Source organism: Chryseobacterium sp. S90, from assembly GCF_047444895.1.
Taxonomy (GTDB): Bacteria; Bacteroidota; Bacteroidia; order Flavobacteriales; family Weeksellaceae; genus Chryseobacterium.
In genome coordinates this window covers 193,245-214,398 of record NZ_JBLGCX010000005.1, presented here as the reverse complement: position 1 = coordinate 214,398, position 21,154 = coordinate 193,245, and the positions used below count along the sequence as shown (strand labels likewise).

The 21,154-nt window shown below is 36.3% G+C and carries 17 protein-coding genes; 9 read left to right on the top strand and 8 right to left on the bottom strand.

Translation table 11 applies throughout. The features are described 5' to 3' along the window. The first annotated feature begins 27 nt into the window (after positions 1-27). From aroC to ACLMCG_RS14795, 6 genes are all read left to right on the top strand, one after another. Positions 28-1,098 carry a chorismate synthase gene (aroC, locus tag ACLMCG_RS14820; protein WP_142717824.1) on the top strand — a complete coding sequence of 357 codons (1,071 nt, stop codon included), beginning with the start codon at positions 28-30 and terminating at the stop codon, positions 1,096-1,098. A gap of 18 nt (positions 1,099-1,116) precedes the next feature. Continuing rightward, positions 1,117-1,680, top strand: coding sequence for a thioredoxin family protein (locus tag ACLMCG_RS14815; protein WP_413960072.1), 564 nt, complete (start codon positions 1,117-1,119; stop codon positions 1,678-1,680). A gap of 9 nt (positions 1,681-1,689) precedes the next feature. Further along, on the top strand, positions 1,690-2,229 hold the full coding sequence (locus ACLMCG_RS14810) for a TlpA family protein disulfide reductase (protein ID WP_413960073.1): 540 nt from the start codon (positions 1,690-1,692) through the stop codon (positions 2,227-2,229). Between the two features lie 84 nt (positions 2,230-2,313). Beyond that, positions 2,314-2,655 (top strand): YkvA family protein, encoded by a 342-nt coding sequence (locus ACLMCG_RS14805; RefSeq protein ID WP_223599873.1) that lies wholly within the window; start codon positions 2,314-2,316, stop codon positions 2,653-2,655. Between the two features lie 121 nt (positions 2,656-2,776). Beyond that, positions 2,777-4,156: an orotidine-5'-phosphate decarboxylase gene (pyrF, locus tag ACLMCG_RS14800; protein ID WP_223599872.1), complete on the top strand. Its 1,380-nt coding sequence runs from the start codon at positions 2,777-2,779 to the stop codon at positions 4,154-4,156. A 53-nt stretch (positions 4,157-4,209) separates the two neighbouring features. Beyond that, the gene (locus ACLMCG_RS14795) at positions 4,210-7,032 is read left to right on the top strand and encodes an aminopeptidase (protein ID WP_413960074.1); all 2,823 of its coding nucleotides are present in this window, start codon (positions 4,210-4,212) and stop codon (positions 7,030-7,032) included. Between the two features lie 165 nt (positions 7,033-7,197). On the opposite strand, the gene ACLMCG_RS14790 is transcribed toward ACLMCG_RS14795, so the two are convergent. Together ACLMCG_RS14790 and ACLMCG_RS14785 are read right to left on the bottom strand one after the other, a co-directional pair. After that, a complete protein-coding gene (locus ACLMCG_RS14790; RefSeq protein WP_413960075.1) occupies positions 7,198-8,007 on the bottom strand; it encodes a T9SS type A sorting domain-containing protein in 810 nt (269 codons plus the stop codon). A gap of 159 nt (positions 8,008-8,166) precedes the next feature. Then, positions 8,167-9,036 carry a T9SS type A sorting domain-containing protein gene (locus ACLMCG_RS14785; protein WP_413960076.1) on the bottom strand — a complete coding sequence of 290 codons (870 nt, stop codon included), beginning with the start codon at positions 9,034-9,036 and terminating at the stop codon, positions 8,167-8,169. 156 nt (positions 9,037-9,192) lie between these two features. On the opposite strand from ACLMCG_RS14785, the gene ACLMCG_RS14780 reads away from it, so the two are divergent. Beyond that, entirely contained in the window at positions 9,193-12,420 is a 3,228-nt protein-coding gene (locus ACLMCG_RS14780; protein ID WP_413960077.1) for a hypothetical protein, read from the top strand. 76 nt (positions 12,421-12,496) lie between these two features. Here ACLMCG_RS14780 and ACLMCG_RS14775 read toward each other — a convergent pair whose 3' ends face one another. Continuing rightward, entirely contained in the window at positions 12,497-14,467 is a 1,971-nt protein-coding gene (locus ACLMCG_RS14775; protein ID WP_413960078.1) for a T9SS type A sorting domain-containing protein, read from the bottom strand. A gap of 198 nt (positions 14,468-14,665) precedes the next feature. Between ACLMCG_RS14775 and dusB the strand changes: the two genes are divergently transcribed. After that, positions 14,666-15,661, top strand: coding sequence for a tRNA dihydrouridine synthase DusB (dusB, locus tag ACLMCG_RS14770; protein WP_223599866.1), 996 nt, complete (start codon positions 14,666-14,668; stop codon positions 15,659-15,661). Between the two features lie 52 nt (positions 15,662-15,713). On the opposite strand, the gene deoC is transcribed toward dusB, so the two are convergent. From deoC to ACLMCG_RS14745, 5 genes are all read right to left on the bottom strand, one after another. Beyond that, positions 15,714-16,457, bottom strand: coding sequence for a deoxyribose-phosphate aldolase (gene deoC, locus ACLMCG_RS14765; protein ID WP_413960079.1), 744 nt, complete (start codon positions 16,455-16,457; stop codon positions 15,714-15,716). 4 nt (positions 16,458-16,461) lie between these two features. Continuing rightward, on the bottom strand, positions 16,462-16,932 hold the full coding sequence (locus ACLMCG_RS14760; RefSeq protein ID WP_047379047.1) for an Lrp/AsnC ligand binding domain-containing protein: 471 nt from the start codon (positions 16,930-16,932) through the stop codon (positions 16,462-16,464). Between the two features lie 28 nt (positions 16,933-16,960). After that, on the bottom strand, positions 16,961-17,896 hold the full coding sequence (locus tag ACLMCG_RS14755; RefSeq protein ID WP_223599864.1) for an endonuclease/exonuclease/phosphatase family protein: 936 nt from the start codon (positions 17,894-17,896) through the stop codon (positions 16,961-16,963). Between the two features lie 389 nt (positions 17,897-18,285). Beyond that, the gene (trmD, locus tag ACLMCG_RS14750) at positions 18,286-18,957 is read right to left on the bottom strand and encodes a tRNA (guanosine(37)-N1)-methyltransferase TrmD (RefSeq protein ID WP_413960080.1); all 672 of its coding nucleotides are present in this window, start codon (positions 18,955-18,957) and stop codon (positions 18,286-18,288) included. After that, positions 18,954-20,216 (bottom strand): NAD(P)/FAD-dependent oxidoreductase, encoded by a 1,263-nt coding sequence (locus ACLMCG_RS14745; protein ID WP_223599862.1) that lies wholly within the window; start codon positions 20,214-20,216, stop codon positions 18,954-18,956. Before ACLMCG_RS14745 ends, trmD begins: the two co-directional genes overlap by 4 nt. Before the next feature lie 66 nt (positions 20,217-20,282). On the opposite strand from ACLMCG_RS14745, the gene ACLMCG_RS14740 reads away from it, so the two are divergent. Then, a complete protein-coding gene (locus ACLMCG_RS14740) occupies positions 20,283-21,146 on the top strand; it encodes a glycoside hydrolase family 25 protein (RefSeq protein WP_413960081.1) in 864 nt (287 codons plus the stop codon). Positions 21,147-21,154 lie beyond the last annotated feature (8 nt).

The window sequence follows — 21,154 nt, the reverse complement described above, 5'->3', positions numbered from 1 at the left end:
CTGAAGAAAAAAAGGTAATTTTGTACTATGTTCAACACATTAGGTAATCTTCTTAGTCTTACAACATTTGGAGAAAGTCACGGAGTGGCTTATGGCGGTATCATCAATAATTTCCCGGCAGGTTTAACGGTAGATCTCGATAAGGTTCAATACGAACTGAACCGAAGAAAACCTGGCCAGTCAGCAATTGTTACTCAAAGAAAAGAAAGTGACACAGTAAAGTTTCTTTCAGGAATCTTTGATGGCAAAACAACAGGTACCCCAATTGGTTTTATCATTGAAAACGAAAATCAGAAATCGAAAGATTATGATCATATAGCAGGCGCATATCGTCCAAGCCATGCGGATTTTACTTATGACCAGAAATTTGGTTTCAGAGATCATCGTGGCGGCGGAAAATCTTCTGCAAGGGAAACCATGAACTGGGTAGTTGCCGGAGCTCTTGCCAAACAGCTTTTATCAGACATTGAAATCAACGCTTACGTGTCTTCCGTAGGTGATATTTTCTGTGAAAAGCCTTATCAGGCCTTAGATTTTTCTCAAACGGAAAGCAATGATGTTCGTTGTCCTGATGCTGAAACAGCTGAAAAGATGATTTCAAGAATCAAAGAGATCAAAAAAGAAGGAAATACCATTGGTGGAACAATTACATGTGTGATTAAAAATGTTCCCGTAGGAATTGGTGAACCTATATTTTCAAAACTTCAGGCTGAACTTGCAAAAGCTATGCTGAATATCAATGCCTGCAAAGGTTTTGAATATGGAAGCGGTTTCTGCGGAGCCAAAATGACAGGAAAAGAGCATAATGATGCTTTCAATACAGATTTTACTACAAAGTCTAACCTTTCAGGAGGTATCCAGGGCGGAATTTCCAACGGAATGGATATTTATTTCCGTGTGGCATTCAAACCTGTGGCAACTATTCTGAGACCTCAGGACAGTATTGATAAAGATGGAAATCCTGTAATCGTAGAAGGAAAAGGGCGCCACGATCCTTGTGTAGTTCCGAGAGCAGTTCCGGTAGTGGAAAGCCTTGCTGCATTTGTATTGGCAGACCTTTTTCTGATCAACAAAACAAGAAATATCAATAATTTTTAACATAAAATATTTTTGGTAATGAAAAATTACTGGGATAAAGGAATTTCTTTTGAGGAATACCTTCAGATTGCAAAAGAAAGATTAGAGAATCCTGCTAACCAACAGGAAGCTGAATATAAACAATATTATGAGCTGGGTCTTCAGAGAATGGACCGAACGGTAAAAAAATACGTTCCGGATGAAGATCAGCTGAAAGAACTTGCTGCCAAAAACTTTGACGGAAAGATTTTAATCATTTCTGAGGCCTGGTGTGGTGATGCAAGTGCAACAGTACCTGCATTATTCAGATTTTTTGAAGGTCATAATGAAGTAAGAGTTTTTCTAAGAGACAGTGATAAAAGTTTAATCAACCAGTTTCTGACCAATGGCACGGAATCTATTCCTAAGGTTCTTATTCTTGATAAAGACCTGAATGTAAAAAATTCATGGGGCCCTCGTCCGAAATACGGGTATGAACTGTTGATGAAATATAAAGCTGATCCTGAAGCATACACAAAAGATATGTTCTATAATGATCTGCAGATATATTATGCCAAGAACAGAGGAAAAGATGCTGTTCAGGAAATTTTAGATCTTCTATAAACACCAGATATGAAAAAAAACGTCATTTATCTTGTATTAATCGCCATCATCGGTGTTGTTGCCTTTGTACCGGGAATAAGGAATTTTCTAAAAGATACGTTCTTACCTGTTGCAACTATTGAAAATGCTGTACATATCAGTGAAGAGGATTACGATATAGAACTTAAAGGAATCAATGCTCCGAGTACGAATCTTAAAAACTTTAAAGATAAAGGGATTTTCCTGAACTTCTGGGGAACCTGGTGCCCGCCATGCAGAAAAGAATGGCCATCTATTCAGAAACTGTATGATACCAGAAAAGATCATGTAGATTTCGTATTGATTGCAATGAATGACAAAGAGGATGATATAAGAAAATTTTTAAAGGAAAATAATTACACTGTTCCTGTATATATTGCTCAAAGCCCTATTTCTGAGAAAATTCTTCCTAAAGTTTTTCCTACGACTTTCCTGCTGGATAAGCATGGAAGAATCCTTATCAAGGAAGATGCTACAAAAGATTGGGACACAGAGACTGTGCATCAGTTCATTGACAATATTATCAAATAAATTTTTAACTAAATTTTATAATTTGTTGGTACAGGATTTGTGAAATTTACAATGTTGAAAAATTTATTAAATCCTAACACAAAAATGAAATATTCAAAATTAAATCTTGCAAAAGAAGCCATCAGTCACAAGGGCTTTATAAAAAAGATCCCTGATATTTTCAGAATGGTCAAAATGTGGAGAAAAGGAGCCTATCCTATGAAATCCATAGACATTATTCTTCCTTTACTGGGAATTTTATATGTGCTCTCTCCTATTGACCTGCTTCCTGAATTTGTTATACCGGTACTTGGAGTCATGGATGACCTGGCAGTATTGTCACTTACCATTCCTAAGCTCATTAAAGAGGTCGACAAGTTTTTATTATGGGAAGCCCAGCAAAAATACAGCGGAGCTCAAGTGATTGATGCTGAAATCGTAAAATAATAGTTTATTATATTTTTCACACCATCCCGGTAAATCCGGGGTGGTTTTTTATTTACAAATGAACGATAAATTTTTAAGCCTTATTTCAATTCCTTAAATTTGCAATATCTAATAAAAAATAATGGAAAGTAAAAAAGAATTCTTCTTAGAGTGCTACAAACTAGGAATCATTAAATTCGGAAGGTTTACCCTGAAAAGTGGTATTGAAAGTCCTTTTTATGTAGACTTAAGACCTTTGGCTTCAGATCCTAAAATTTTAAAAAATCTTGCTAATTATTTATTGGAAATGCTTCCATTGGATAATTTTGATTTAATCTGTGGAGTTCCTTATGCTGCTCTTCCTATGGCGACTGCAATGTCTCTGGAAAGCTATATTCCATTAATTATTAAAAGAAAAGAAGCGAAAAGCTACGGGACAAAAAAACTGATTGAAGGAATTTATCAGAAAGGACAAAACTGTCTTTTGGTAGAAGATGTAATCACTTCAGGAAAATCTTTGCTGGAAACCATTCCTGAAATAGAGCAGGAAGACCTTAAAGTTTCTGATATTGTAGTGGTATTGGACAGAGAACAAGGCGGGAAACAGCTATTGGAAAGCAAAGGATACAGAGTACACACTCTTTTCAACATTTCGGAAGTTTGTAATATTCTTCAGGAAACCGGTGAACTGTCTGATGAAGAGGTAAAAAGAATCCAGGACTTTCTTCAGGGGAATCATATTCAGTTTGAAGAAGAAACAAGATCTTCTTACGAACAGAAACTTCAGACTACGCAACACTCAGTTTCAAAAAAATTACTGGAAACAGCTTTAGCAAAAAAATCAAATCTTATTGCTTCTGCAGATGTTACTACCACTCAGGAGTTACTTGAGTTTGCCGAAAAAGTAGGACCTCACATCATTGCTTTAAAAACACACATCGATATTATTTCTGATTTTGATTACGAAAAAACAATCACTCCTTTAAAAGCTATTGCAACAAAACACCAGTTCTTACTGATGGAAGACAGAAAATTTGCTGATATCGGAAACACACAGGAGCTTCAGTTCACAAGCGGGGTTTTCAAAATTACAAATTGGGCAGATTTCGTAACGTCTCAGGTTATCGGAGGTTTTGAATCATTAGACTGCTTCCACAATGTAGGAGTAGTTGCTATTGTAGGAATGTCTTCAAAAGGAGCTCTGACTACTGCAAGCTATCGTGAAGAAGCTTTAAAAGTAGCTTTATCTCATCCTAATGTAATTGGTGGAGTATCTCAGAACAAAATTCCGGAAGACCTTTTATTATTCACTCCGGGAGTTAATCTTGCAGATTCTGGTGATGGTAAAGGACAACAGTATAATACACCGGAACATGTTTTCAAAACGCTGCATACAGATTTTATCATCGTAGGAAGAGGAATCTACAAATCTGATAATCCTGAAGCAGCTGCGATCACTTATAAGACAGAGGGTTGGAACGCGTATATTAATTCTTTGGAAAAAAAAGCAATTCAGGGTTAAAATCCTATAAAGTATTTACAAAATAAGTTATATTTGGGCTTTATCACGAATATTTGAAAAAGATCAGCATTTGCCTTATTTTGTTCTGGGGAGCCACACAGGTTTCTGCACAGAAAGACAGCATCTATATTGAAGCTAAACTGTCTCCTGACAAAAAGAACCTTGAGATCAGTCAGGAAATTGTTTATTACAATCATTCTGAAAAAGACCTGCAGACCGTAAAACTCCTGAATTGGGTTTCCGCTTACAACAGACGCGGAACGTCTTTAGTCTACAGAAAACTGGAAGACAGAAATACTGATTTGCATTTTGCGAAAAGCAATCAATTGGGAAAACTTCTTGAACTGAATGTTAAGAATTCTGACAATGAAGTTATTCCCGTCAATACAATCTCAGATGAAAATCTTTTTATTCCTCTGAAAAATGTATTAAAACCTGGCGAAAGCGTCACTTTACAACTGCAATACCGGATGCAGCTTCCCGATAAAACCTTTACGGGATACGGAACATCCGCTCAGAATACGGTATTAAAATATTTCTTTATTGTTCCGGATCATTTTGATCCGGACAATATTTCCGAAAGAAACTATCACGATATTGAAGAACCTGTAAGTTTCAATACTTTCTGGACTGTAAACTTTGATATTCCCGTAAATAATTTTGTGGAAGGTAATCTTCCTCAGGTTCAAATGAACTCATTCAAAGGATATCTGGATTCAGACCCTGAGTTTTTGATTTCGACAACCGGGTATCCTTCAATAAAAACTAATGTTGACGGAGCTGAAACAGAAATTAAGTTTGGTTATAATCTGAAACCCGAAGAAAAACAAAATCTGGAGTTTTATCTTCCTTTACAATTAAAATTCCTGAAAGAAAGAATCGGTATTCTTCCGAAAAGCATTTTTATTTCTGATAAATTCAGAGCTAAAGAAGACTTTTTCGGAAATAATGATATTACTTTCTGGAAATTCAGATTTCAGCTATTTACGAATGCTGAAAAAACAGATCTGGATTATTTTGGAATCATCGCCAAGAAAATTCTTGATGAAAACGTTATTGCTGATAAAGAAAAAGACCATTGGTTCAAAAACGGTTTAAAATCTTACCTGGAAATTCAGTATCTGAAAAAATTCTATGCTGACACAAAACTTTTAGGAACACTTCCTGAAACCAGAGTATTTGGAATTAAGCCTTTAAAATTTTTCCATGCCTCTAAAGTAAAACTTCTGGATCGTTACGGACTTTCTTATCAATATATCATGCTGCAAAATCTTGATCAGAAGATTAATGAGCATTTTCCTGTTTTAAGTAATTTTAATGACATGGCTGTCAGTAGTTTTGAAACCGGAAGTCTTTTTAATTATTCGGCGGATAAAATGGGGTATGACAACTTCAATGATATTCTAAAAGATTATATTTCTCAGAATAGCGGAAAAAAAATTAATCCTGAAAATTTCCTGACTTCTCTTTCTGAGAAAAATAAATCATCTGCCTATCTTTCAAACTTTTTAAAACAGAAAAACAGGGTTGATTTCAAGTTAAAAAACATTAGAAAAAGCAACGATTCCTTAGAAATAAAGATTACAAAAAATACAGATATTTCCATTCCTGTAAAGCTTGAAACCGAGACCAGAGAAGGAGAAAAAAAGGTATATTGGATAGATACTGAAGAAAATGAACGCATTACCAATCTGTCACTTCCGGCTTCTGATAACATCTATAAAGTTACATTAAACAGCGGATATACCTTCCCTGAGTCAAATTACAGGGATAATTTCCTATATGCAAAAGGAATATTTTCCAATGCAAAAAAAATTAAACTTAAATTAATAAAAGACATTCCAAATCCCGAATACAACGAAATTTATATCACGCCAAGAGTACGTTTCAACAATACGTATGATAAATTTCTTTTGGGAATTAACTTAAAAAACCAATCTTTATTTGATCAGAAATTCCTGTATTCAGTCACGCCAACCTACAGTACCGGAACAGGAAAGCTGACAGGTTCAGGAGCTATTTCCTACTCTATTCTGCCTGCCGAAAGTATTATCCGAAGTTTAACCTTTGGTGTTTCCGGTTCTTATTTCCATTACGATTATGGATTGGCCTACAGAAAGAGTTCAATAGCTACCTCTATCAACTTCAGAAAAAACCCCAGAAGTACCGTGAGCAGAAGCATCGGGGTTTCCTATAATTATTTTGAAAGAGATCTGAGCCCTAAAATGATTGCCAATAACGACTACAGCAAATACAATGTCTGGACGGTCGGATATGGATATAGTGACAGCCAGATGATCCATGAAAAAAGTTTTAGTCTGAGTACGCAGGGAATGGAGGATTTTAACAAAATAACAGCTGAAGGTTTCTATAGATGGGAATTTGCTCCTAAACAAAAGCTAAGTTTACGTTTATTTGCCGGATACTTCTTAAGAAATAATACAAGAAACAACCTTTTCGATTATGGAATTTCGAGGGTTTCCAACTACTCTTTCTCTTATAATCTTTTGGGAGAAAGTGCCAGCAGTGGTCTCCTTTCACAACAGTTTATATTAGCTGATGGTGGTTTCAAATCATTCCTTCCGGGAACGGTAAACCAATGGATCACTTCTGCCAATGTAGATTCAAGTGTATGGAAAATTTTCCATGTGTATGCAGATGCCGGAGTTTATAAAAATAAAGACCTTCCCGCCAAATTCATATGGGATACCGGAGTTAAAGTAAGAATTATCCCGGATTTTCTGGAAGTTTATTTCCCGATACAATCTTCTTTAGGCTTTGAGCCTTCATTTAAAGATTATGGAAAGCGTATCCGATATACCTTGATTCTTAATCTTGGTTCCATCATCAATGCAGCAAGAAGAGGCTGGTATTAAGCCTTTGGATAACAAAAAAAGAAAAAAAGACCTCAAAAGTGTCATTCTGACGAAGGAAGAATCTTATGAATAGCCAAGCATATGAGATTCTTCACTACATTGCATTCCATTCAGAATGACAAAGTCCAATTACCTGACTTTGAAAATAAACTCTTTTTATTAAAACTAATCTTTTATAATTTTCTGTGAGATCGGAATATTGTTAATGGTTCCTGTCACAATATAAGTTCCTTTGGGAAGCTCGGCAATATCAAGAGTTGATGCTAATTTTGTGGGTGATTTTTTTACAATCTGTCTGTAGGTATCGTAGATTTTTACATCTTTCACTTCAGTTCCGAAGACAATTTTACTATCCTTTATAAAAGGATTCTGCACAAAACCGGACTTCACACTGCCTTCCAGGGAAAAGTCAGCCCCATTATCATTACTGTCTACTAATGTTCTTTTTATAGCTGTGGTTGTAGTGGGAGAAGGAGCTGGCCCATCTCCTTTAAACTGATCTGCATTTGACCCATATCCTACAAAATCCAGGACATTAGATGCCGATGGTCCGGTAACCTGAACTATATTTCCAGCTAAAGCAACTTTTCCAGACACACTGGAAATTCTCAATCCGGAAGATTTGTTGGGTGTTCCATCAAAACTGACAATAGTAGTTGCAATAAAATCAGGGGTCGGTAAATTCTCAACACCACCATCAATGGCTGATTCCTGAATCAAATAGGTTTCTTCAGGGCCTAAAGTAAAATCCGGCAGCGTATGATATTCAGTAAAAGCTCCTATCGCTGGAGCATATTGTATACTGGCGCCAGTCAAAGAAACCAAATTCGTTCCGATGTTTTTGAGCACAATATAATTATTTTTCAATACGGCACCTGAATTTGCATTTCCGCCATAAATCTCATTAATTACAATCTGAGCATTTGCAAAGGCAGTTAATGATACAAGCCCGACAAGAGTAAAGATTTTTTTCATCGTCATAATTTTTAGAAATGGATTGGTAATAAAAACATCAAAAACAATACCACCAAATTAAGAAATAAACAGTATACAAAAATCTAAAAATCAGTAAATAGTTGTATAAAAAAACAGCCGCTTCAATGAAACGGCTGTTTGTATTTTTATCTCAGGAGATTAGTCTTTAAGAACTTTTTGAGAAACCGGCTGGTTGTTTACTGTACCTGTAACGATATAGTTTCCTTTTGCCAGTTCAGCAATATTCACAGTTCCGTTTTGTTTCACAGAACCTTCTTTTACAAGCTGTCCGGACATGTTGAAAACTTTTAAGTCTTTTACATCAGACCCGAAAACAATCTCATCGCTTTTAACAAAAGAATTCTTTACGAAGTTCCCTGATTTTGTATTTTTAGCATCAATAACAGCCAGAGAAGCAGTAGACGAAGTAACCATTAAAGAAATATCATCTATTCTCCAGTTAGCAGTACCAAGAGAAGGAGTTCCTGTACCAGGACTGTCACTTCCATAGATTCTTAAGGTAACCGGAGCTGATTCTGCTCCTACTAAATTTGCACCTGCAAAAGTGATGCTATTCAACGTCCATGTACTATTGTTATTTACATTTACAGTTCCTATTGCAGTAGCATAATTATCAATGCTGGAGTATACTGTAATCTTTCCAGGTCCTGTAGATGTTCCTCTTGATCCTAAATTTAAAGAATTTAAAGTTACCTTATTACCAGCAACCGGAGTAACAGTTACACTAAAATAAGTACTTGCAGCAGTAGAAAGAGCATCTTTAAAAGCCGCAGCACCAAAATTACTGGACCCGCTTGCTCCTGTATAACCACTAGATACTGATGTAGTAGTAATTAAGTTAGTAGTACCATTATTATTTCCCTGAGTTGCTGCAAATGCTACACTTGAAATATTCGCATTTGTACCTGAAATAGGATTTACAGAACTACCATCCCAAAGGTAAGTTGTTTGTGCAAAGGCAACTGCACCCATCATCACTGTTGCAAAAAGAGAATAAAATTTTTTCATGATTTAATTTTTTTTGTTGTTAATAATTTCTTTTCGATAACAAAACTACATTCTATTTCTTTTGGGGGGACAATAAAGAGGTTAAGTTTTTGTTAATTATAGTTGACCCCTTAATGTTAACATTTTTTAATTATTTTTACGAATTATTTTTAAAAGTTGCGGAATTTCATAATCCTATTCGTTTTATTCTTCTTAGGCATATTTTCAGGAAATGCTCAGGTATTTTCATGGAAAAACCCCAACGTGCCTGAAGACAGCATTAAAAGGGATAGTATTCTTGCCGCACGACTGGAACAGGACATCTTTGCAAAAGATACTCTGGATTTCATAAGAACACACAATAAGATCATTATTGATGAGGCTGTACTTGCAAAAAATGATAAAAAAAGATTCTTAGGTGAGCTTAATTCAAAGGGTTCTATTATCCGTGGGATTACTTTTGGTAACAACCAGGGACAATCTGTACAAAGTTCCATGGATCTTCAGATTTCAGGACGACTTTCAAAAGATGTTACGATTTTAGCCAGTATTTCAGATCATAACCTTCCTATTCAGGCTGATGGTTATACTCAGACTTTGGAGGAATTTGATAAAATTTATATGCAGCTTAACATCAAGGAAAAGTCTATTCTCAGAGCCGGACACCTTGATCTTGTAGAAGCTAAAAATTATTTTGCGAAATACCAGCGAAGAAGTATGGGGCTTCAGTTCCAGACAGAAATTGGAAAGGAAAACAAAACATTGATTGATATTTCTGCCGGTGTTGCACGAAGTGAGTTCCATAGAATCCGTTTTCAGGGGGTTGAAGGTAACCAGGGACCTTACCGTCTGACAGGTAAAAACGGTGAACAGTTTATCACATTGATTTCAGGTTCTGAGCAGGTTTTCATTGACGGTATCTTAATGAAACGAGGAGAAAACCAGGATTATATCATTAATTACAATACAGGTGAGGTTACTTTTACCAGTTTCCGCCCTATTTTCCAGCAGAATTTCATTACGATTTCTTATAACTACGCCAACAGAAATTATTCCAGATATTTATTTACCGGAAAGCTTGAGCATCAGAGAGAAAAATTCAAAGTGGGCCTAAACTGGTTCATGGAAAATGACAATAAAAACGCTCCTCTTTCTTTGAATCTCTCTAAGGAAGATGAACAAATCCTTGCTGAAGCAGGTAATGACCCTAATCTGATGTATGCACCATCAGGAGTTGTTACCGAATATGATGTGAATAAAATTTTATACAAGTTAAACTCTGCCGGGAATTTCTACGAGTTTTCCACTGATCCTAACTTAACACTTTACCAGGTTTCTTTTACTTATTTCGGGGCTAATCTGGGAGATTATAAAATAGCACAGACCACCAACAACGGACGTGTTTTTGAATATGTTGGTCCTAATGCCGGAGATTACAGAGCGGTAAGAAAGCTTCCTTCACCTCAGAAATCACAGGTATATTCCCTGAATTCTGAATATTTATTGAATGAAGGAAAAATAGGAGCTGATATTTCCCTGAGTAATTATGATGTCAATTTATTTTCATCAAAGGATTCTGATCAGAATATGGGCTATGCGTGGCGTATTTTCGGAAATAAAAGCTTTACGAAGAACACATGGAAGGGAACTCCAAGCTTTGAATACCAGTACATAGACAGACAATTTCATATTCTTGACCGTATCAATGATGTGGAATTCTCCAGAGATTTTAACCTTACGCAGGAATTTAACAAGAAGACCCAAAACAGGTTTATTTTCAGCTTCCTGAACAAATGGAATAATAAGTCTACCTTAAACTACCGTGTCAATTATTTGAATGAGCAGGATTCTTATAAAGGACTTAAAAACGACCTTGATTTCGGATGGATCACCGGAAAACTCTTTACCAAAGGGAACTTATCTTATTTGAGTACCAATGCTACTCTTCAGGATACTAAATTTATCCGTGGAGGAATTTCAACAGAATTTACCGGTAAAAAAGGAAGCTGGGCTATTGGAGGAAGCATGGAACACAATGAGAAAAAGTACAATGACACCCAGCTTATGGATGTCACAAGTTTCAGCTGGAAAGAAATCTTTTTGCAAAAAAAGATCGGTGACAGTACAAGAACCAAGCTATTGGCAAAAGTATACATGAGAGATAATGACTCTGTACGTGACAACAGGCTTCAGAATATGAATAATATTTTAGGTTTCATGGCAGAAAGTCAGATCATCAAAACGGAAAGAACTACGTTAAATGCTTTAATCCACTACAGAAAATTTTTCTACTCAGGTGCGGAAGGTGACGTTACCCGAAATAATGACTTCGTAGTTGGAAATATTCTCTACAATCAACAGCTTTTCAGAAACGGGATGCGTCTTCAGGCTTTCTATGAACTTGGAAACGGACAGGAAGCACAGAGAGAATTCCAATACATTAAAGTAACAGACGGACAGGGTGTATATAAATGGACAGATTATAACGGGGACGGTGTCCAGCAGCTTGACGAATTTGAAATTGCCGAATATTCCGATCTTGCCCAGTATATTCGGGTGTATACCAATTCCGTAAGATATATTCCTTCCAATAAAAATAAATTACAGCTGGCATTATTTGTCAATCCAGCCATTGTCTTCAACTCAGAAAACGGATTTTTAAAGCGTTGGAATTTCAACATTTCATTGAATTCACAAAACTCATTCTATAAAAAGGATAAAGTTCTTGTGCTGAATCCTTTTGAAAAAAACAGTGATCAGATCCTTAAAAATCAAAATATACTGGCTTCTGTACAATTCAATCCTACCGATAAATCAGGCTGGAATGGTAACTACAGATTTATTACAAACGATAACCTCATCAATGCCAATTTCAGTAATGAAGAGCGTGAGCAGACCTCTCATTTCCTGAATATCGGATACTGGTTCAATAAAGAATTCAGAGTGGATTGGGAAAATTCAGTTCATGATATCCAAAACTCATCGCAATTATTTAAAACGAGGGATTATCGTCTCAATAATTTTGAAACAAAGCCCAAGGCCACTTATAAATTTACAGATGCTATACAGGCTGAACTATCCTCTGCTTTCCGTCAAAAACAAAGACTGGATGGTGAAGAGCTTCTTAAGGCTTTTGATGTTACAGGAACTATCCAATGGGAGCGCAGAAAAACATCAATCCGTGGAAATTTCTCATTCATCAGCAACAATTTTACCGGAAACAACTTCAGTATTGTAGGAAACCAGATGCTGGATGGTTTGAAGCCGGGGAAAAACCAGGTATGGAGTGTATTTATTCAGCAGGCAATCAACTCATTTATCCAGCTGAATCTTAATTATGAAGGAAGAAATTCGGGTGACCGGACCATTCATATTGGAAGTATGCAGGTAAAGGCAAGTTTCTAAGTTGAACAGTTCCTTTTTACAATAAAAAAATCCCCAATATCACTATTGGGGATTTGTATTGGTTATTAGTTAATTTTTATTTTTTAATAACTTTAAGTGATTGTGAGCCTCTTTCGGTATTTACTTTTACGATGTAAATTCCTGCTGGAACACGTTTCATATCTACAGAGCCTTTTTCTGCGTTGATTGTTTCAATAAGAATTCTTTGTCCTGAAACATTATATACTTCAACATCTTTGATTCTGCTGTCATTATTGATATAAAGGTAATCTACAACCGGGTTTGGATAGAAATTGACTGTATTCTTTTTCGCTGCTTGATTTACGGCCAATACCGTTGCTGTAAATTCAAAACTTCCGAGATCCGGTGTTACAGCATTTCTTGTATTACCATCAGCATCCAATGTTACTTCAACAACCGGAGTTCCTTTATTATCAAGAGCTGCATTTCCGGTACCAGACACATGGAAGTCTGTTGCTGATACAAATACCGGCAGAACATTCAAAGAATTTACATTACCTCCAAATCCTGCCTGGATATCAGTAAGGGTAGCTTTTGCAGCTCCTCCGATATACCCGAGATTGGTTCCTGAAGAATAAAAATTATTATAATTAATAGTAGAAAAAACCGTGCTGGCTGCGCCGGCGTAAATAGCATATCTATCTCCTGCCTGGGTTTGGGTATTGATAAAAAGATTGTTTCTCACATCAATACCTCCCGCGCCAGTTACTCCGCTCGTAATGTTTAAAGCAGACGGTCTTCCTGCAACAGTCTGGCTTACATCCATCACAACAGTGTTATAATATACTTTATACCCTCCTCCTGCGGCAATGACTATTCCGTTTCCGTTGTCATTTACTCCGCCTGTTGTTGCATAGCCATAACCTGCTACACCACTTACAATATTGTTGGCCACTAAAGTATTGGAGGTAAGACTTGTTGTTGACAGATATATCCCCTGCGCTCCATATCCGGATACATTGGTATTTTTGATTCCCGTGATTTTATTATTGGTTATAGTCATTCCATTCGTTAATGTACCTCCTGCATAAATTCCGGCAAACAGAGTTCCCGTTCCACTGGAGTTAAAATTAGAAATTGTATTTCCTTTCACAATAATATTGGCTGCTGCGGAAGCTCCCGTATTACCAGAAGTTACTGTTATTCCGGAAGCACCTCCGGCACCTGTTCCGGTATACCCCAGATTGGTAATGGTATTTGAAGTAATGGAAGAATTTACAGTTGCAGTTGCAAACCAGACTCCTCTCTTGATCTCAGCATTGGTAGTTTCAAAATTGCCAATTGTATTATTACTTACTGTTACTCCGTCTGCTCCCTGTGCATAAATTCCACAAAGACGAACAGCATCTGTTCCGGAGGCACTCACATCATTTCCTGTCACCAGAGTGTTACCTCCGTTACCTGCAGCTGTTGCAGCAAATAAATAAATTCCTATGTAGGCTTTCTTCACAGAATTATTCTGGATCGTCACATTATTAAAGAAGCCCCCTGTAGGAGTTGTAGCTCCATCATACATTATAAAAGCAGAAGAGGTATTGATACCGTTTACTATATTCAGGTTTTTAACCGTAATATTCGTATTGGCAGCAGCAGAAGAAGCCGCAATAAATGTAAGTACCTGAGGTGCTGTAACAGAAGTATTGGTAAGGGTAAGATCTCTTGTAGTTCCTGAAGCAGCATTACTTCCATCTAAAGTAATATTACTTCCCTGTATTCTCACTAAAGGTGCACTGGCAACATCTCCTGAAATAGTAGCTGTAACTCCCACTGCGGGTTTTATCGCAACCGAAGTGTAACTTGTGGCACCACCACTGGCGTTCAGACTGGCAGTTGCCGTTTCGGTGGTATTAGCTGTGATACTGATTGCAATTGCTCCCTGATGTGTTCCCGCATTAATAGCGTCAAATGCTCCCTTTAACGTAGTATAGGTTCCTGTAGCCGTGCCTGCCGTAGCAGACACATTCACTTGTGAATAAAAATTTGATGCAGAAAAAACTGCCATCAAGCAAAATAGAATTTTTCTCATATTATTAATTTTTATTAGTATTAAATATAAGAAATATTTTTCAACATAATATTAAAAACACTGAAAATCAAACATATAAATTAAATAAAAATTAAACAAAATATCATAAAATCCCTTAAATAAACAAGAATACGCAAAACACAAAACACATTATAAATAGTAAAATATTGTTTTTTCAGAATTTCGTAAATTTGCACCATGATAAAAATAGGCAACATAGAACTGCCGGAATTTCCACTTTTGCTGGCTCCGATGGAAGACGTAAGTGATCCTCCGTTCAGACGTTTGTGTAAGATGCATGGTGCAGACTTAATGTATTCAGAATTTATTTCTTCTGAAGGGTTGATTCGTGACGCTATCAAAAGCCGTAAAAAGCTTGATATCTTCGATTATGAAAGACCAGTGGGTATACAAATCTTTGGTGGAGACGAAGAAGCTATGGCCATGTCCGCAAGAATTGTTGAAACAGTAAATCCAGATCTGGTAGATATCAATTTTGGATGCCCTGTAAAAAAGGTTGTCTGCAAGGGAGCGGGAGCAGGCGTTTTGAAAGATATTGACCTGATGGTTCGTCTTACAAAGGCTGTTGTAAGTTCCACTCATCTGCCTGTAACGGTAAAAACCCGTTTAGGATGGGACAGTACGTGCATTAATATTGATGAAGTCGCAGAACGTCTGCAGGAAACAGGAATCAAAGCTCTTACTATACATGCCAGAACCCGTGCCCAGATGTACAAGGGTGAAGCAGACTGGGAACATATTTCCAGAATTAAACAAAACCCTAATATTGAGATCCCAATCTTTGGAAACGGAGATATTGATTCTGCTGAAAAAGCATTGGAATATAAACAAAAGTATGCATGTGACGGTATTATGATCGGACGTGCTGCTATTGGCTATCCGTGGATATTTAATGAAATCAAGCATTTCTTTACAACAGGAGAGCATTTACCTGCCCCTACAATATCAGACCGTTTATTGGCCGTTCGCCAGCATGCGGAATGGAGCGTTGAATGGAAAGGAGAAAGATTAGGTCTGGTGGAAATGAGACAGCACTACAGTAATTATTTCAGAGGAATCCCTCACTTCAAGGACTTCAGAAGAAAATTCTTGGAAGTTTTCACGTTGGAAGAAATGAACAGCTTAATCAAAGAAACCCAACAGTTCTACGAAGAATATCAGGCACAGATATAAATGTAAAAACCATCAGCAAAACTGATGGTTTTTTATTATTTTGAACCTTAGATTAATATCCTTCTGACGGAGATTCATTTTTAATCAGTGCTAAAGCTGAAGAGGTTCCTATTCTTTTCACTCCCATCTTAATCATTTTCTCAGCATCCTCAGGGGTTCTTACACCACCTGCTGCTTTTACAGGAAGCTTTCCTGCGTTGTTGAGCATAATTGTTATTCCTTCAAAAGTTGCTCCGTTAGGTTTTCCTTCAGAAGTTTTGTAGAATCCTGTTGAAGATTTAACAAAAATTTTTGACCAATCATTTTCAGAGAAATTCTCTTCTGCCCAGGTAGAAATATTTCTGGTAAGATCTGCAATCTGTTCATCTGTCAAAGCGGCAATTTCAATAATCCATTTTGCTATTTTATGATGTTCAAGAGACAATCTTGTACATTTTACAAATTCATCTTTTACCAGCTCTGTATTTCCTTGCAGATAAGCTGTATAATTAATAACGAAATCCAATTCATCAGCACCGTCTTCTATTGCTTTTGAGGCTTCGGAAAGCTTCTCTTCAACAGAATACGTTCCTTCGTGAAAACCTATTACAGTTCCTACTGCAACATTTGAATTTCTTTCCTGAATATATTTCCTTATCTCAGCTACATAATCCGGTCGAATCATTACTGCAAAAATACCATTCTCAATAGCTTCCTGCGCAAGTTCTTTATCTTTTTGAAGTGTTTCTTCATGGGAAATACCTGATTGTTCCGGTGTTTTCAGGTAGGTTGAATCCAAATATTGGGCTATGTTCATATCGTTATACTTTCAATTGTCTGTAAATACCTTGTTCCAAAGATATAAAAGTCTCTGTTCTTGTTACTCCTTTCAGCTTCTGAAGCTTGTTAAGGATCTGCATTAAGTGATCATTATCTTTACAAAGAACTTTCAGGAATATGGTATAATTTCCTGTTGTGTAATGGGCTTCCACCACTTCGTTAATATCATGTAAAGATTTTACCACTTCTGGATAATGACTTGGCTGATCCAGAAACACACCAATGTAGGAAATTACTTTATACCCTATTTTTTTAGGATTAAGAAATGATATTGAATTTTCAATAACTCCTGCATGTTCGAGTTTTTTGATTCTTTGGTGCACTGCAGTTGTTGAAATTCCAACATTTTTTGAAATGTGGGCTAAAGAAGTTTTAGCATTATCCATCAACATGTAGATAATTTCCTTGTCAATAGAATCTAAATGATAGCTTGTGTTGCTCGAATTTTTCATTTTCTACTTTTTTTATTATTTATGTTTTTTACTGTAAACTTTTAAATTTTACAAAAACCGGAAAGTGATCACTATATCCTCCCAAATACCTTGTACCAGCATAAGTTCGGAAAGGTCGTCCTTCAAAATTTCTGGTTCTGCTGCGGATTTTTTCAGAATTGAATATATGGGCATCCTGAAAAGCCAGCGTCTTATTATCAAGCAAAGATCTTGACATAATAATCTGATCATACAGCAATCCAGATTTATAATGAAAAGTAGAATAATTTCTTGTAGAAAACAATTGTTGAAAAGGGTTCATTAAAACCTTCTCGCGGTCATTGTTATAGAGAATCTGCACTAAATTTTCATCATCCGGGTTTTCGTTAAAATCACCACACAGTATGACATGCTCCTTATCAGCATCTACGATTTTCATAATCCGTTCCCGGACTTCATTCAGTATAAAGGCTCTTTTAGGTTTATTGATATCTTTTTCTCGCTTAGAGGGAAGATGGGCGATAAAGACATTAATAATTTCCCCTTTATATTTAATTTTTGAAAAAAGTACGTCCCTGGTTGTGTCGTAATTTCCTGTGTTTTTATTTACTATTTCAAAAAAGAAAGTAATGGTTTCAGAATCTATTACCTCTACTTTATTTTTATCATACAACATGGCTACATCCACTTTTCTTTCGTCCATAGAGTTGTAATGTACAATTCCATATTGCGAATGAAAGGGCTCCATCTCCACAAGATCTTCCAATACTTTCCTTCCGGAAACTTCAGACAATCCTATTACAAATGGCAGTACACCATTATCCTCCTTCATCAACTGAAATACATGGGAGATTTTGAAAAGCTTATTATTATATCTTTTTTCATCCCAGTTCCTTAATCCTGACCGCGTAGGATCTAATTTGTGGACAGGTTTCGGATCGGGTAAAAATAAATTTTCAACATTATAAAAAGAGAACAGTTCCATCTACACTAATTTCTATACTTTTAATTTATTATGTTCTTTTTTCCTAAGATGTAAATTTATTATTTTTTTTCAAATTCCTTTGATTCAACTCAAGAAAGACGAATCAATTTCCAATAAAAAACGATTCAAATATAATAAAAAATATCAATGAAATCAGCTATTTTAAATTAATTTTTCAATCATTCGGGAGTTTTAACACATTAATCAAAATTGAGACAATACGTAAAAATCAGAATAATAGAAATAAATTTTTAATTTAAAATTAGAAATATTAATATTTTTCGCACTTATTGAATTTACAACAAATATTATTCCATTTATCTTCAAAACAAATGGAATTCAAAGTGAATAAGAATTGACAAGTTTCGACAAGTTTCGACAATAATTGATTATAGCAAATCAGGGCGTTTTTCTTTGGTAATCCTTACCGCTTCCTCATGACGCCATTCTTCAATTTTCCCGGAATTCCCACTTAGTAAAATTTTAGGCACATCCAATCCTTTATAACTTTCAGGTCTGGTATAAATTGGCGGTGAAAGAAGATCATCCTGAAAACTATCCGTTAAGGCACTCTGCTCATCATTTAAAACTCCAGGAAGCAGTCTGATGACAGAGTCCGCAAGCACGCAGGCTGCCAGTTCTCCTCCGGTAAGAACATAATCTCCGATGGAGATTTCTTTTGTAATATGAAGATCTCTTACCCTTTGGTCTATTCCTTTATAGTGGCCGCAAAGAAAGATCAGATTTTCTTTTATGGAAAGTGAATTGGCAATTTTCTGATTTAAAGTAACACCATCCGGTGTCAGATAGATTACCTCATCATAATTTCTTTGGGATTTAAGCTCTGAGATACATTTATCCAGCGGCTCAATCATCATCACCATTCCTGCTCCGCCTCCGTAAGGTTCATCATCAATCTGTCTGTGCTTATTGACAGCCCAGTCTCTCAGTTGGTGAAAATGTACTTCTGCCAGCCCTTTATCCATTGCTCGTTTCAAAATAGAAGTTTTGAACGGACTTTCCATCAATTCCGGAAGTACGCTTATTATGTCAATTCTCATTGTAATGTTCCGTTTTTCTTAGTAGGTATAATAATTAATCTTAAAGAAGAATCTTTGTTGATATAGCTCCACATCCAGTTGAAGAATATGGCCAGCTTATTTCGAACGCTCAAAATTAGCATTAAATGGAGAAACATCCAGAAATACCACGCCAGAAATCCCTGAAATTTTATAAATGGCAGATCAACAACGGCTCTATGCTTCCCTATGGTCGCCAATGAACCTTTATCATCATATTCATATTCTGCCCACTCGTTCTGACTTTTCTTTAATAGATTTTTACCTAAATTTTTTGCCTGATTAATGGCTACGTTTGCTACCTGCGGGTGTCCCTGTGGATATTTTGGAGTTTCCATATAGGCAATATCCCCGATGGCATAAATATTATCGTATCCTTTTATTGTATTATATCGATCTACAATATATCTGTTTCTTACTAATTTTTCTTCAGGGAAGCCTCCTACCACATTTCCGGTAACTCCTGCCGCCCAGATTACATTATTGGAAGGAATTTCTTTCCCGCTTCTAAGATGTACTTTATCTCCATCATAATCTGTCACCACTTCTCCACTCATAAAAGTCACCCCAAGATCTTTAAGATATTTTTCAGATTTTTCCTGGGCTTCACTGCTCATTACAGCGAGTGGTTTTTCTGTTGAACTTACCAGGATAATCTTCAGATGGTCAAAGTTCATGTAAGGATAATCTCTTGGAAGGATATCTTTTTTCATTTCGGCAAAAGCACCAGCCAGTTCTACTCCGGTAGGTCCGCTTCCTACGATAACGATATTCCAGTTTCCGTCATCGCTTCGGCTTTTTTCAATAATCAGTTTTTCAAAGGTCGTCAACACATGATTTCTGATGCTGATGGCTTCCTGAGTATTTTTCATTCCGAAAGCTTTTCCTTCCAGATCTTTGTTCCCGAAAAAATTAGTTTTACAACCCGTTGCAATGATGAGTTTATCATAAGTAAATTCTGCCTCATCAGTAATTACTTTATTGCTGGCAGGGTCTATTTCTTTCACCTCTGTCATACGGAACTGTGTGTTTCTGGACTGCTGAAAAATCTTTCTGAAAGGGAAAGAGATATTGGAAGGTTCAATCCTTCCCGAGGCTACCTGATAAAAAAGCGGCTGAAACATATGATGATTCATCCGATCCAGAACAATGACCTTTTTGTTCTTGTTATTCAATGTTTTTGCAAGCTGCAGCCCCGCAAATCCTCCTCCTATAATGATGATTTTTTCGCGTGTTTCCATAATACACAAATTTACTGATTTTATTTTAGCATTTAGCAGTGAAAAAAGTTAGTTTTGCAAAACTTTATGACACCAAAAAAGTACACCAAAAAAACTGCCAAACAGCTCCATAAAACAAGACGGAAGAAGTATTTTTTCCGAAGATGGATGATATTGGCTATTTTAATTGTAGCTCTTATTGGAACCGGCTTTTATTTGAAGCAATCCGTCAGCTATTATTACGCACTGTACTTTAACAAATTTACCCACAAGAAACTCCACAACAGCGAAAGAGAAGCCGCAAGAATTCAGAGAATTTTAGCGAACAACCTTGATAAAACTTATGGTTTTGATGTTTCTCATTATCAGAACAGGGAAGATATCAAATGGGACAGTCTCAGTATTGGAAATAAAACGATTCCGCTGGAGTTTGTCGTTATGCGTGCTACAATGGGAAACCGAAGTGCCGACAAGCATTTTGAGGAATTCTGGGAAATGGCTAAAAAACATGATCTTATCCGTGGTGCCTATCACTTTTACAGAGCTGATGAAGATCCTGTCATTCAGGCCAATAATTTTTTAGCAAATGTAAAACTTGAAAGTGGCGATCTTCCTCCTATTCTTGATATTGAAAAAATTCCAAAGCGTAAAACGAACAAAAAACTGATTGAAGATCTTAAAGTCTGGTGTAAAATTGTAGAGGATGCTTATGGTGAAAAGCCTATCATTTATACCTATTATCATTATTATAAGGATTTCCTGAAAGGAGAATTTGAAGATTATCCGCTATGGCTGGCCAATTACAATGACGTTCCTTCTCCATCTCCCGATGACCAGTGGGATTTCTGGCAGTTTACGGAAAACGGTATTGTTCATGGCATCAACACCAAAGTAGATCTTGATATCTACAATGGCAATTCATGGTCGTTAAAAAGACTGACGCTGGATTAGTGAAGATA